This window comes from Serratia sp. TSA_130.1, from assembly GCF_052691795.1.
Genome location: NZ_JBQZFS010000009.1, coordinates 1 through 13234 on the forward strand (window position 1 = coordinate 1; position 13234 = coordinate 13234).

General features: G+C 58.9%; 11 protein-coding genes, 1 pseudogene and 1 riboswitch. Of the genes and pseudogenes, 5 read left to right on the forward strand and 7 right to left on the reverse strand.

Annotated features, from left to right (window positions below; all coding sequences use genetic code 11):
* Nucleotides 1–84: 84 nt before the first annotated feature.
* Nucleotides 85–948, reverse strand: a complete 864-nt coding sequence (gene murI, locus ACUTQY_RS22830) for a glutamate racemase (protein WP_025921004.1) — start codon at nt 946–948, stop codon at nt 85–87.
* On the reverse strand, nt 893–2764 hold the full coding sequence (btuB, locus tag ACUTQY_RS22835) for a TonB-dependent vitamin B12 receptor BtuB (protein WP_033645223.1): 1872 nt from the start codon (nt 2762–2764) through the stop codon (nt 893–895). Before btuB ends, murI begins: the two co-directional genes overlap by 56 nt.
* Before the next feature lie 69 nt (nt 2765–2833).
* A riboswitch (cobalamin riboswitch) is annotated at nt 2834–3046 on the reverse strand.
* Nucleotides 3047–3168: 122 nt separating this feature from the next.
* Between btuB and trmA the strand changes: the two genes are divergently transcribed.
* Nucleotides 3169–4272: a tRNA (uridine(54)-C5)-methyltransferase TrmA gene (gene trmA / locus ACUTQY_RS22840; RefSeq protein ID WP_033645222.1), complete on the forward strand. Its 1104-nt coding sequence runs from the start codon at nt 3169–3171 to the stop codon at nt 4270–4272.
* A gap of 34 nt (nt 4273–4306) precedes the next feature.
* Here the strand turns inward: trmA and ACUTQY_RS22845 are convergent, their stop codons facing one another.
* Entirely contained in the window at nt 4307–4678 is a 372-nt protein-coding gene (locus ACUTQY_RS22845; RefSeq protein WP_025304650.1) for a YijD family membrane protein, read from the reverse strand.
* Between the two features lie 15 nt (nt 4679–4693).
* Nucleotides 4694–5326: an HTH-type transcriptional repressor FabR gene (gene fabR, locus ACUTQY_RS22850; protein WP_004931044.1), complete on the reverse strand. Its 633-nt coding sequence runs from the start codon at nt 5324–5326 to the stop codon at nt 4694–4696.
* 218 nt (nt 5327–5544) lie between these two features.
* Here fabR and sthA point away from each other — a divergent pair, with 218 nt between their 5' ends.
* Entirely contained in the window at nt 5545–6942 is a 1398-nt protein-coding gene (gene sthA / locus ACUTQY_RS22855; protein ID WP_004931047.1) for a Si-specific NAD(P)(+) transhydrogenase, read from the forward strand.
* On the opposite strand, the gene oxyR is transcribed toward sthA, so the two are convergent.
* Nucleotides 6925–7842, reverse strand: coding sequence for a DNA-binding transcriptional regulator OxyR (oxyR, locus tag ACUTQY_RS22860; RefSeq protein WP_033652202.1), 918 nt, complete (start codon nt 7840–7842; stop codon nt 6925–6927). The two genes, sthA and oxyR, sit on opposite strands and share 18 nt — an antisense overlap.
* Before the next feature lie 151 nt (nt 7843–7993).
* Between oxyR and ACUTQY_RS22865 the strand changes: the two genes are divergently transcribed.
* The 3 genes and pseudogenes from ACUTQY_RS22865 to ACUTQY_RS22875 form a co-directional block, all read left to right on the forward strand.
* Nucleotides 7994–8725: a glutathione peroxidase gene (locus ACUTQY_RS22865; RefSeq protein WP_015379403.1), complete on the forward strand. Its 732-nt coding sequence runs from the start codon at nt 7994–7996 to the stop codon at nt 8723–8725.
* A 72-nt stretch (nt 8726–8797) separates the two neighbouring features.
* Nucleotides 8798–10246, forward strand: a complete 1449-nt coding sequence (locus tag ACUTQY_RS22870; protein ID WP_033645220.1) for a dihydrolipoyl dehydrogenase — start codon at nt 8798–8800, stop codon at nt 10244–10246.
* A gap of 208 nt (nt 10247–10454) precedes the next feature.
* Nucleotides 10455–10535, forward strand: a pseudogene (locus ACUTQY_RS22875) (toxin-antitoxin system HicB family antitoxin); the annotation flags it as partial.
* Nucleotides 10536–10568: 33 nt separating this feature from the next.
* On the opposite strand, the gene argH reads toward ACUTQY_RS22875, so the two are convergent.
* Entirely contained in the window at nt 10569–11942 is a 1374-nt protein-coding gene (gene argH, locus ACUTQY_RS22880; protein WP_004931059.1) for an argininosuccinate lyase, read from the reverse strand.
* 69 nt (nt 11943–12011) lie between these two features.
* Nucleotides 12012–13232: an argininosuccinate synthase gene (locus ACUTQY_RS22885; RefSeq protein ID WP_004931061.1), complete on the reverse strand. Its 1221-nt coding sequence runs from the start codon at nt 13230–13232 to the stop codon at nt 12012–12014.
* Nucleotides 13233–13234: the final 2 nt, after the last annotated feature.

Sequence of the window (13234 nt, forward strand, 5' to 3'; positions counted from 1 at the left end):
GGCGCATTATAGGGAGTTCTCGGCGGGCCGCAACCCCTATTTTCAATATTTTTTCTGACCGTTGAATGTTTAACCAAAACACCGTTAAAGCGGCAGTTTTTTCAACGATTTAAAGCCATAGCCCTGCAAAACGGGCAATAAAGCGTCAGTATCTTCATTTAACGCCATGCAATACGCCAGATTCTCTTCCTGGCTCGAGACCAGGTTTTCCTGCGTAGAGATGAGCCAGGCGGTGCGACGGGCAATCGCCGCGCCGGAATCCACCAATCGGGTGCCTTCCGGCAACACCTGCATCAGCTCTTCAGCTAAAAGAGGGAAATGGGTGCAGCCCAGAACGACCGTATCCGGCGGCTCGCGCATGCTCAGCCACGGATGCAGGATCTTCTTCAGCACCGGTAGCGGCACGGCTTCGCCATGCAGCTTGGCTTCCGCCAGCTCCACCAGTTCTGAAGAGCCCAGCAGTTCAATCTTGCAGTCGGTGGCGAAACGGGAAATCAACTCATGGGTGTAGCTGCGCTGTACGGTGCCGCGGGTCGCCAACAGGCCGACAATGCCGTTAACGGTAAGACGGGCCGCCGGTTTGATGGCGGGCACCACGCCCACGACAGGGAAACTGAAACGCTCGCGCAGGGCCGGCAAGGAGACCGTGCTGGCGGTGTTGCAGGCGATGACGACAATCGCCAGAGGATGACGCTGCTGCACCGCGCCGACAATCTCCAGCACGCGCTCAACGATAAACTCTTCTGACTTCTCGCCGTAGGGGAACGCCACGTTGTCGAACGCGTATATATAGTGGAGATCCGGCAGCAACTGCCGAATCTCTTGATACACCGACAGCCCGCCGACGCCGGAATCGAAAACCAGCACCGTCGGGCGAGGTGTGGCGGTACTGTTAGAAGGTATAGCTTCCAGTGAGGTAGTATTCTCTTCCTGGAGTAGCGTAGCCATAGGCCGTCTCATAATCTTTATCAAACAGGTTGGCAATTCTACCACGAACTGTCAGATGAGATGTGACCGGATACGAAACTGCGAGATCCCACAGACTCACGCCGCCAAGTTTAACGCTTTGTTCCGGATAGGTACTGTAATCCTTGTCATAACGTTGACCCAGATATTGATAAGTCACCGCCCAGTCAAAGTCATACAGCTGCCAGTCCAGCTCATATTTCACCTGCTGCTTGGCGCGCCGCAGCAGCACTTCATTGGTCTTGGCGTTGCGAGGATCGACATAGTCATAACCAATCTGATGCGTCAACGGGCCGGTATCAAATGAGGCCGTAGCTTCAATCCCTTTGATGGTCGCCTTACCCACGTTGTAATAGACGTAGTTGGTTTCCCCCGTGGAATCGATCAAATTGTCGATGTCGTTGCGATAACCGGAGATGCGCCAGGTCACCGGGCCGGTCAGCCCTTCAAAGCCACCTTCCCACTGCTTGCTTTCTTCCGGTTTCAGATCGGTGTTGTTACCGAAGTTGCCGTATAGCTGGCTCATATTCGGTGCTTTGAACGCCGTGCCATACGACGCGATAAAACGGTATCCCTCGACGAATTCCCAGGCCGCGCTGGTTTGCCAGGTGCCATGCCAGCCAAACTCGGAATGATCGTCACCTCGAACCGCACCTTCCAACGTCACCGGGCCAACCAGTTGCTGCGCGGTCAGGTAGATGCCTGCATCACGTTGGCTTTTTTCACCCTTCACGGTGGTGGAATCCGGTTTGATTTTCTGTTGCTGCCAGTCGACGCCAGAGCTTACGGTACCCTGTCCAACCTGCAGCGTATTGCCCCACTGCAGGTTGTACTGTTCGGAATCCACCAGGCTGGCCGAGCTGTCATGCATGCCGAGGCGAGGATCGTAATCGTAATCCTTGCTATGGCTGTAGCTGCCAATCACTTGTGTTGCGTAAATGCCTTCTTTATAGCGCAATCCGGTATCCCAGGTTTGGCTATACAGTTTGCGCGTATCCAGCAGAGGGCTGGTCGGTGAGGAATAATAACTATCATACGCCGTGCGGTTGTCGTAACCATACCCGCGCACAAAACCGCTGACCGATTCGCTGAACTGGTGCTCAAGCGCACCATACAGCGACTTACTCATAAAGCCATCGCGATCCTGTTGGCTTTGCATGCCGGTGCTGCCGTAGGCCACCACGTCATACCCTTTGGTGTAGGTGTAGTCACCCGCCACCGTCGCCACGGTGCTGTCGCCCAACTGCTGTTGAGTCGACGCGTCATAGGATTGATAGCCGTTGGAGCCGACGCCGGCTGAGAGCGTAGTACCGTTCTTTTCGCGGGTGGTAATAATGTTGACCACGCCGCCGATGGCGTCGGAGCCGTACACCGCCGAGCGCGGGCCGCGGATGTATTCGACTTTCTGCACCAACGAAATCGGGATTTGGCTAAGGTCAGAAGAGCCGCTGACGCCCGCCTGATTAAGGCGAATGCCGTCAATTAGCACCAGCACGTGGCTGGAGTTGGTGCCGCGAATAAACAGCGAGCTCTTTTGCCCCAACCCGCCGTTTTGGCCAACGTCCACGCCCGGCAAACGGCGCATCACGTCGGTCAGGCTCTTGGCCTGCCAACGATCGATATCGTTACGGGTGACGATGGTGGTCGGCGCCAGCACGGAAGAAACCGGCTGCGGGAAACGGTTGGCGGTAACCACCAGGTTATCGCCATTCGTGGCTGTGGTGTTGTCTTGCGCCCATCCAGAAAAAGCCGTGACGGAAGAGACCACCGCCAGCAGCGTATTTTTTGTAATTGTCATGAGAAAAGCATCCAAACTTAATTGGCGGATGCCGCAGGATCATGGCCGGTAGTTCGCGACGGCCACGGACATTGCGACGTAACACCGGCAGGTCTTCGGGCTTGGGATTTGCGGGCCGCAGGGCGCGACCGGCAACGGGCGATGACTTCCCATCCTGCAGTGGACAGTGTCTGCGTCGAAACGCTATCGCCGTGACTTCCCCTTACCGCTGCGCGTCAGCTCCGGATTCACACCGGATTCCCTTTTCACTCGCTGCTTGAGGCCGGACGGCAATGCTACGATCAATGCAAATAGATGTCTAGACTGCCATTAATGTTACAAATAATAAACGCGACAAAACTGGACTTCACGGGCTGATTCCCTACAATCCCCGCTGATCAAATTTGCCTGACGAGAAGAAACACATGACGCCCGAGAATTTGCCTATTGAACGTTACGATGACCAACTGGCGGAGAAAGTCGCCCGCCTGAAGACGTTGATGTCACCGTTCGCGGCGCCCGAGCCGGAAGTGTTCCGCTCGCCAGTCGACCACTACCGCATGCGCGCCGAATTCCGCATCTGGCACGACGCAGACGACATGTATCACATCATGTTCGATCAGCAGACCAAGCAGCGTATTCGCGTCGATCAGTTCCCGGCGGCCAGCGAGCTGATCAACCGCCTGATGACCGCCCTGATCGCCGCGCTGAAACCGGAGCCGATCCTGCGCCACAAGCTGTTCCAGATAGATTATCTGTCGACGCGAAGCGGCAAAATCATCGCTTCGCTGCTGTATCACCGCAAGCTGGATGACGTTTGGCAACAGCGCGCCGAGCAGTTGCGCGACGAGCTGCGCGCGCAGGGTTTCGACCTGCAGCTGATCGGCCGAGCGTCGAAGACCAAGATCATGCTCGACCAGGATTATGTTGACGAAGTGCTGCCGGTCGCCGGCCGCGACATGATTTATCGCCAGGTGGAAAACAGTTTCACTCAGCCCAACGCGGCCATGAACGTGCAGATGCTGGAGTGGGCGTTGGCGGTCACCGCCGGTTCCAAAGGCGATTTGCTGGAGCTGTACTGCGGCAACGGCAACTTCTCGCTGGCGCTGGCGCGCAATTTCGAGCGCGTGCTGGCGACCGAGATCGCCAAACCGTCGGTGGCGGCGGCGCAGTACAACATCGCCGCCAACCATATCGACAACGTGCAGATCATCCGCATGGCGGCGGAAGACTTCACTCAGGCGATGAATGGAGTACGCGAATTCAACCGGTTGAAAGGCATCGATCTGAGCGGCTACAACTGCGAGACGATTTTCGTCGATCCGCCGCGCAGCGGGCTGGACGATGAAACGGTGAAGATGGTGCAGGCTTACCCGCGCATTCTGTATATTTCATGCAATCCGGAAACGCTGTGCGCCAACCTGGAAACGCTGCAGGCCACCCACCGGGTCAGCCGTCTGGCGCTGTTCGATCAGTTCCCGTATACCCATCACATGGAGTGCGGCGTGTTGCTGGAAAAGCACCGCTGATATGACAGGGGCGCCATGATGGCGCCCCGTTTCATTACGATTCTTGAGTCGGCGCATCCGGCGCCTTGCGCGCCTTCAGTTTCATGCCGATCCACAGCACCAGCGCCACGCAGATCACCGACGGCAGGAAGTTGGAGCCGATCTGCGGATACTCGGCGCGCACGATGGCGCTGTACAACAGCAGCCCCAGCAGGAAACAGGCCGCCGCCAGCTTCGGCATGCCATCCGGCATGGCGCGGTTCAGGTAACGCTGATGCAGGCAGTACACCGCCAGCACCAACGCGATCAGCGGGAAGATCGAAAACGGCACCACCGAGCTGAACAGCGCGGCAAAGGAACCGTTGATCGAAAGGCCGGCAATCAACGCCAGCAGTAAGGTGCCATTTTCACGGCCTGGTTTTTCCATCATTTTTTACCTTTTTTATACGTGGGACACAGAAGCTTTTTCTTGTTCGCGACGATACCAGTAATACGCCCCTTTGGAGATCATCCGCAGTTGCAGCACCAGCCGTTCTTCCAGCTGCTGCCGCTGCTCGACGTCGATATCCAGCGCTTCCGCGCCGGCGCTGAACACGATGGTGACCATCGCTTCCGCCTGCGCTTCGGTAAAGCTGCGCGGCATGTGATTTTCCAACTCGAGGTAGTCCGCCAGTTCGGCGATGAAATGCTGGATCTCGCGCGCCACCGCCGCACGGAATGCCGCCGACGTGCCGGAGCGCTCGCGCAGCAGCAGGCGGAAGGCGTTCGGGTTGTTGCCGATAAACTCCATAAAGGTGGACACCGAGGTGCGGATCACGCTGCCGCCCTTGGCGATGCGTTGGCGCGCCTGGCGCATCAACTGACGCAGCATCAGGCCGCTTTCATCCACCATGGTCAGCCCCAACTCGTCCACATCGCGGAAATGGCGATAAAACGACGTGGGCGCGATGCCCGCCTCGCGTGAAACTTCCCGCAGGCTCAGACTGGCGAAGCTGCGTTCGGCGCTCAGCTGGCTGAAAGCGGCTTCGATCAGGGAACGACGAGTCCGTTCTTTTTGTTGTGCTCTGACGCCCATATGCATATCCGGATAGGTTCCATTTTCTCAGTCTAACGCCCTAGACTCGGCAATATAGCAAATTTTATTGCAACAGCATTTATACTAACGCGCTCTATCACACTTCCGCCCTGAGCCGATTGTGCTTTGACTCAAAAAGCCTAATGGTGATTGGGTGAGCAGCGCTATGATGTTAAGATACCGTTGTAATCTTGTATAAAAAAACAGGTCTCTCCTACATGCAACAGCACTATCAATTTGATGCCATTGTGATTGGCTCGGGCCCTGGTGGTGAAGGTGCCGCCATGGGGCTGGTGAAACAAGGCGCCCGCGTGGCCGTTATCGAACGGTACAATAACGTAGGCGGCGGATGTACCCATTGGGGCACCATCCCCTCCAAAGCCCTCCGCCACGCCGTCAGCCGCATTATCGAATTCAACCAGAACCCGCTTTACAACAACTCGCGCACGCTCAGCGCGACCTTCCCTGACATTTTACGCCACGCCGATAACGTCATCAGCCAGCAGACCCGAATGCGCCAAGGGTTCTATGAGCGGAACCAGTGCAAACTGTTCGCCGGCGACGCGCGCTTCATCGACGCCAACACCGTCAGCGTCAGCTACATGGACGGCACCCAGGACACCATCCGCGCCGATCACATCGTGATCGCCTGCGGCTCGCGTCCTTACCATCCGGCCAGCGTCGACTTCAACCATCCGCGCATCTACGACAGCGATTCCATTCTCGAGCTGAGCCATGAGCCGCGCCACGTGATCATTTACGGCGCCGGGGTGATCGGCTGCGAGTATGCGTCCATCTTCCGCGGCCTGAACGTCAAGGTCGATCTGATCAACACCCGCGATCGTCTGCTGGCGTTCCTCGATCAGGAGATGTCGGATTCGCTCTCTTACCACTTCTGGAACAACGGCGTGGTGATCCGCCACAACGAAGAATTCGAGAAGATCGAAGGCACCGAAGACGGCGTGATCGTGCACCTGAAGTCCGGCAAGAAGGTGAAAGCGGACTGCCTGCTGTACGCCAACGGCCGTACCGGCAACACCGATTCGCTGGGGTTGGAGAACGTCGGCCTGGAGTCGGACAGCCGCGGGCTGCTGAAAGTGAACAGCATGTATCAAACCGCGCTGTCGCACATTTATGCGGTCGGTGACGTGATCGGCTATCCGAGCCTGGCTTCCGCCGCCTACGATCAGGGCCGCATCGCCGCGCAAGCGATCGCCTCCGGCGAAGCCAGCGGTCACTTAATCGAAGATATCCCGACCGGCATCTACACCATTCCGGAAATCAGCTCCGTCGGCAAAACCGAGCAGGAACTGACCGCGATGAAGGTGCCGTATGAAGTGGGCCGCGCCCAGTTCAAGCATCTGGCGCGCGCGCAGATAGCCGGGATGAACGTCGGCAGCCTGAAGATCCTGTTCCATCGCGACACCCTGCAGATCCTTGGGATCCACTGCTTCGGCGAGCGTGCGGCGGAGATCATCCACATCGGCCAGGCGATCATGGAACAGAAAGGTGAAGGCAATACTATCGAGTATTTCGTTAATACGACCTTCAACTATCCGACCATGGCCGAAGCCTACCGGGTGGCGGCGCTAAACGGCTTAAACCGCCTGTTTTAACGCGCTGTCGATGTAGCCCTGCATGTGTTCGCGGATCGCCTCGGCCAGTTGCTCATAACGGCTGCGCAAAGGGGAGCCGGGGCGGTACACCAGCGCGATGGTGCGCTTCGGCTCCGGCTTGTAGCAATCCAGATAGCAGACGCCGTCGCGTTCGCGCTGCGGCGGTACCGCCAGTGACGGCAGCAGGGTAATGCCGCTGCCGGCCGCGACCATATTGCGCAGCGTTTCCAGACTGGTGGCGCGGAAGTGGGTATCTTCGTCCGCGCCCGCCTGGAAGCAGAAGCCCATCGCCTGATCGCGCAGGCAGTGGCCATCCTCCAGCATCAGCAGTTTCTCACCCGCCAAATCCGGCATCGGCACGCGCTCGCGCTGCGCCCACGGGTGATCGGAGTACACCGCCAGCTTCATCGGTTCATCGAACAAAGGCACTTCGATAAACGCCTCGGTTTCCTTAACCAATGCCAGAATGGCGCAGTCCAGTTTGCCGCTGTCGAGTTGCGCCAGCAGCTGATGGGTTTGCGCTTCGTGCAGGTACATTTCCAGTTTCGGGAACGTTTTGTGCAGCGTCGGGATGATCTGCGGCAGCAGATAAGGCCCCACGGTCGGGATCAGGCCGATGTGCAACGGCCCGGACATGGCTTCGCCCTGCTGGCTGGCCATCTCCTTCAATACTTTCACTTCTCGCAGCACAGTACGCGCCTGCTCCACCAGCAACAGACCCGCCTGGGTGAACAGCACCTTGCGGCTGGTGCGTTCGAGCAGCATGACGCCCAACTCGTCTTCCAGCTTGCGGATCTGCCCGCTCAGCGTGGGTTGGCTTACATGGCATGAATCGGCCGCGCGGCGGAAGTGCCGGTGCTCGGCCAAGGCGACCAGATACTCTAAATCACGAATATTCATTGTTTCCCTCCATTCCATGATAGCTCATGGCGATAGATAAGATAGCAATGAGCGATTAGATCTATCAAGCCCCAGCGACAATAATGTGTCCCAACGAAGCGATATCGCGCTAAATGCTAAAAATTACTTTTCCTAATTAAGGGGTTAATCAATGTTTACCAGTCAAGAAGGCAAGAAAGTTCCTCAGGTTACTTTCCACACCCGTCAGGGCGACCAATGGATTGATGTGACCACTGATGACCTGTTCAAAAACAAAACCGTCATTGTTTTCTCGCTGCCGGGCGCGTTCACGCCGACCTGTTCTTCGAGCCACCTGCCGCGCTACAACGAACTGTCCAGCGTATTCAAGCAGCACGGCGTCGACAGCATTCTTTGCGTCTCCGTGAACGACACCTTCGTCATGAACGCCTGGAAAGCCGACCAACATGCGGAAAACATCACCTTCGTGCCGGACGGCAACGGTGAATTCACCAAAGGCATGAACATGCTGGTCGAGAAAGCGGATCTGGGCTTTGGCCCTCGCTCATGGCGCTACTCGATGCTGGTACGCAACGGCGTGGTCGAGAAAATGTTTGTTGAGCCGAACAAGCCGGGCGACCCGTTTGAAGTGTCCGACGCCGACACCATGCTGAAATACCTGGCGCCGGAATTCAAAGTGCAGGAATCGGTCTCCCTGTTCACCAAACCGGGCTGCCCATTCTGCGCCAAAGCCAAGCAGATGCTGCAAGAGCGCGGCATTCAGTATGAAGAGATTGTGCTGGGCAAAGACGCTACCACCGTCAGCCTGCGCGCCGTCAGCGGCCGCGCCACGGTGCCGCAGGTCTTCATCGGCGGCCGTCACATTGGCGGCAGCGACGATCTGGAAACATTCCTGTCAGCTTAATAAGTAATAACAAAGCCAACGTGAACTTTGGCGGGCTACGGCCCGCCCTTTTTTTACCTTTCAGGAGCGGATATGAAACTGTTGAACGTTGATGTCGCGGTCATCGGCGGCGGCACCGCAGGGCTCGGCGCCTATCGCGCGGCCAAACTGTCTACCCCCAGCGTGGTGATGATTGAAGGCGGGCCTTACGGCACCACCTGTGCGCGCGTTGGCTGCATGCCATCCAAATTACTGATCGCCGCCGCCGAAGCGGTGCATCAAATCGAACGTGCGCCGGGCTTTGGCGTGCACCCAACCGGCAAAACGCGTATCGACGGACGCGAGGTGATGGCGCGCGTCAAACGCGAACGCGATCGTTTCGTCGGCTTCGTGCTGGAAGGCGTGGACGAGATCCCGGCCGCCGACAAAATTCAGGGCTATGCCCGCTTTATCGACGACAACACGCTGCAGGTCGATGACCATACGCGCATCGTGGCGCAGCGCATCGTGATCGCCACCGGCTCTCGCCCCAGTTGGCCGGCGCCGTGGAATGAACTGGGCGATCGCCTGATCGTCAACGACGATCTGTTCAACTGGGATGACTTGCCGCAGTCCGTGGCGGTATTCGGCCCTGGCGTGATCGGGCTGGAGTTGGGGCAAGCGCTGCACCGCCTCGGCGTCGACACCAAGGTCTTCGGCATCGGCGGCGCCGTCGGGCCGCTGACCGACAGCGCCGTGCGCGATTACGCTGCGAAGGCGCTGGGGGAAGAATTCTACCTCGACGCCGACGTGAAAGTGGAGATGATGCAGCGCGAAGGCGACCGCGTATTTATCCGCTATCAGGATCTGCAGGGCCAGTCGCAGGAGATCCTGGTGGACTACGTGCTGGCCGCCACCGGCCGCCGCCCCAACGTCGATCGGCTGGGTCTTGAAAACACCGGCCTACAGCTCGACGCTCGAGGCGTGCCGCTGGCCGACCGCCTGACGATGCAAACCAGCGTGCCGCATATCTTTATCGCCGGCGACGCCAGCAACCAACTGCCGCTGTTGCATGAGGCCAGCGATCAGGCACGCATCGCCGGCGCCAATGCCGGCAGCTTCCCGGAGATCAATCCGGGTCTGCGCCGCAGCGCGATTTCGGTGGTGTTCTCCGATCCGCAGATCGCCATGGTCGGCTCGACCTTCCGCGAGCTGAGCGAGAAGTTCAGCGCCTGCGGATGTTTTGAAGTGGGCAAGGTCTCGTTTGAGAATCAGGGCCGCTCGCGGGTGATGCTGCGCAACAAGGGCGTTCTGCACGTTTACGGCGAGCAAGGCACCGGCCGTTTCCTCGGCGCGGAAATGATCGGCCCGGACGCCGAACACATTGCGCACCTGTTAGCCTGGGCGCACCAACAGCAGATGACCGTCGATCAGATGCTGGACATGCCGTTCTATCATCCGGTGATCGAAGAAGGCTTGCGCACTGCGCTGCGCGACCTGCAGGCGAAGCTCAAACTCGGCACGGCCGAAATCGAACGCTGTCAGCGCTGTCCGGGCGAATAACGCCTTCTTATCCGTTCACACCTACCGGGCCTTCAGGCCCGGTTTTTTTGCGCAGCGCTTTCCAGATTTTCCTCCCTCCTCTTGCCTCACGGCCCTCCTGCGCTCATTTTTTATGCTTCGATATTGAAGTGATATCAATAACGATACTAAAACAAAGGCAACTGAACGAGATCAGGGATGACATCGCTGATTTGCAACAGCGGCAGAACAGCATCGCCGGCTGGCGATCGGCGCGATGGAAGAAGGCGTGAGCCTGAACCGTTATCTCTGCGCACGCCTGGCGGGGTAAAGGTTCAAGGGCGGCGCCAGGCCGCCCTCGTCGTCAAGCCAAACGCTGTTTCGCGGCGGCGATTGCCGCGGCCACCTGCTGCGGCGCGACGCCGCCTTTGGCCGCACGTTTGTCCAGGCAGGATTGCAACGCCAGGATCGGATAGACGTCGTCGCCGATCGTCGCGCTGAACTGCTGCAAATCCGCCAGCGGCAGCGCTTCCAGCGGTTTGCCCTGGCGAATGGCTTCTACCACCGCCTCACCGACGATATGGTGCGCTTCGCGGAACGGCACGCCTTTGGCGACCAGGTAGTCCGCCAGCTCGGTGGCATTCGCATAACCCTGCTCCGCCGCTTCCCGGCAGCGCGGGCGCTTAACCTGAATGCCGTCCAGCACCAGCGCCGCCATCTGCAGGCAGTCCATCCAGGTGTCGAGCGCGTCGAACAGCCCTTCTTTGTCTTCCTGCATGTCTTTGTTGTACGCCAACGGCAGGCCTTTCAGCGTCATCATCATGCCGGTCAGCGCGCCCTGTACGCGGCCGCACTTGCCGCGGATCAGCTCCAGCGCGTCCGGGTTTTTCTTCTGCGGCATCAGCGAAGAGCCGGAGGTCACGCGGTCAGACAGCTCGACAAACGCCGCCTCACCGCTGTTGAAGAAGATCAGATCTTCGGCGAAGCGCGACAGGTGCACCATGCTGATGGCGGCGTTGGACAGCAGCTCCAGCACGTGATCGCGATCGGATACGCTGTCCAGGCTGTTGCGGGTCGCCGAGGCAAAACCCAGCCAGCCGGCCAGCTGCTCGCGATCGATAGGATACGCGGTGCCGGCCAGCGCGCCGCTGCCCAGCGGGCTGACGTCCAGCCGTTTAAGGGTATCCTGCAGGCGGCTTTCATCGCGCGCCAGCATCTCGACATAGGCCAGGCACCAGTGCGCGAAAGTCACCGGCTGCGCGCGTTGCAGATGGGTATACCCCGGCATCACCGCATCCTGGTTGGCTTCGGCGGTCTCCACCAGCGCCTGCTGCAGCTGGACGATCGCCTGATGCAGATCGCCGATCTGCTGTTTGCACCACAGCTTCAGATCGGTCGCGACCTGATCGTTGCGGCTGCGGCCGGTGTGCAGCTTCTTGCCCAAATCGCCGACCTTCTCGATCAGCTTCTGCTCCACCCAGCTGTGGATGTCTTCGGCATCGCTTTGGACGATCGCCAAAGGATCGGCCTGAACTTCCGTCAGCAAGGCATTCAGCGCCTGCTCCAGCTGCTGTTGCTCCGTTGCCGTCAACACGTTAACGGTCACCAGCGCCTTCGACCAAGCCACCGAGCCCACGATATCTTGCTCCGCCAGGCGATAATCGAACCGCAGCGAATCGTTGAGTTGCTTGAACCGCTGATCCGCCGCCTGAGTGAACCGTCCGCCCCAAAGTGCCATACCTTTACTCCTGAATTTTTATGCGAAAGGGCGCAGCATGCTGCGCCCTTGCAGAGTCACGCCAATCGGTTATTTATTCTTTTTCTCGTTCAACGCGCGGATGCGTGAAGACAGAGAGAACAGGCGGATAAAGCCGCCCGCGTGGCTGTGATCGTAAACTTCGTCTTCGCCGAAGGTGGCGAACTCTTCGGAGTACAGGCTGTTGGCGGATTTTTTCTGGGTCGCCGTCACCTGGCCTTTGTACAGCTGCAGCACCACTTCACCGTTCACCTCTTCAGCCAATGCTTCGGCAGAGGCCTGCAGCGAGCGGCGCAGCGGCGCGAACCAACGGCCGTCGTACACCACATAGGACATCTCCAGGCCCAGCTGCTCGCGCCATTTGAAGCTGTCGCGATCCAGCACCAGCTGCTCGATGGCGCGCAGCGCCGCCACCATGATGGTGCCCCCCGGGGTCTCATAGCAGCCGCGGGATTTGATGCCCACCAGACGGTTTTCCACGATGTCGATACGGCCGACGCCGTGCTTGGCGCCCAGCGCGTTCAGGGTTTCCAGGCACTGGTACGGCGATAGCGCTTTACCGTTAACCGCCACGACGCGGCCTTTCTCGACGGTAACGGTCACCTGCTCAGGCTGGTCCGGCGCTTCCTGCGGATCGACGGTCCATACCCAGCAATCCTTGTTTGGCGCGTTCCACGGGCTTTCCAACACGCCGCCTTCGGTGGAGATGTGCCAGGCGTTCTCATCGCGGCTGTAGATTTTCTCCAGCGATGCGGTGGTCGGGATATTGCGCTCTTTCAGGTAATCCAGCAGCGCTTCACGGGAACGCAGGTTCCACTCGCGCCACGGCGCTACCACTTTCAGCTGCGGCGCCAGCGCGGTATAGGTGGTTTCGAAACGCACCTGATCGTTGCCTTTGCCGGTCGCGCCGTGGCACAGCGCGTCTGCGCCCACTTTCAACGCCAGCTCGACCTGCGCCTTGGCGATGATCGGCCGCGCCATCGAGGTGCCCAGCAGGTAGCTGCCCTCGTACAGGGCGCCGGTCTGCAGCACCGGATAAACGTAATCGCGGATAAATTCTTCACGCAGATCGACCACGTGACATTCAGAGGCACCGGACTGCAGGGCTTTTTGCTCCACGCCTTCCAGATCGCTGCGCTCCTGGCCGATGTCCGCCACGAACGCCACCACTTCACAGCCGCCGTAGTTCTCTTTCAGCCATGGAATGATGGCCGAGGTATCCAGGCCGCCGGAGTACGCCAGAACGATTTTTTTGATGCCTTGGTTTTGCATGA

Bases quoted from the DNA above. Each gene is read 5' to 3' on its own strand.
- murI (WP_025921004.1), bottom strand. From the start codon at position 948: ATGGCTACGCTACTCCAGGAAGAGAATACTACCTCACTGGAAGCTATA.
- btuB (WP_033645223.1), bottom strand. From the start codon at position 2,764: ATGACAATTACAAAAAATACGCTGCTGGCGGTGGTCTCTTCCGTCACG.
- trmA (WP_033645222.1), top strand. From the start codon at position 3,169: ATGACGCCCGAGAATTTGCCTATTGAACGTTACGATGACCAACTGGCG.
- ACUTQY_RS22845 (WP_025304650.1), bottom strand. From the start codon at position 4,678: ATGGAAAAACCAGGCCGTGAAAATGGCACCTTACTGCTGGCGTTGATT.
- fabR (WP_004931044.1), bottom strand. From the start codon at position 5,326: ATGGGCGTCAGAGCACAACAAAAAGAACGGACTCGTCGTTCCCTGATC.
- sthA (WP_004931047.1), top strand. From the start codon at position 5,545: ATGCAACAGCACTATCAATTTGATGCCATTGTGATTGGCTCGGGCCCT.
- oxyR (WP_033652202.1), bottom strand. From the start codon at position 7,842: ATGAATATTCGTGATTTAGAGTATCTGGTCGCCTTGGCCGAGCACCGG.
- ACUTQY_RS22865 (WP_015379403.1), top strand. From the start codon at position 7,994: ATGTTTACCAGTCAAGAAGGCAAGAAAGTTCCTCAGGTTACTTTCCAC.
- ACUTQY_RS22870 (WP_033645220.1), top strand. From the start codon at position 8,798: ATGAAACTGTTGAACGTTGATGTCGCGGTCATCGGCGGCGGCACCGCA.
- argH (WP_004931059.1), bottom strand. From the start codon at position 11,942: ATGGCACTTTGGGGCGGACGGTTCACTCAGGCGGCGGATCAGCGGTTC.
- ACUTQY_RS22885 (WP_004931061.1), bottom strand. From the start codon at position 13,232: ATGCAAAACCAAGGCATCAAAAAAATCGTTCTGGCGTACTCCGGCGGC.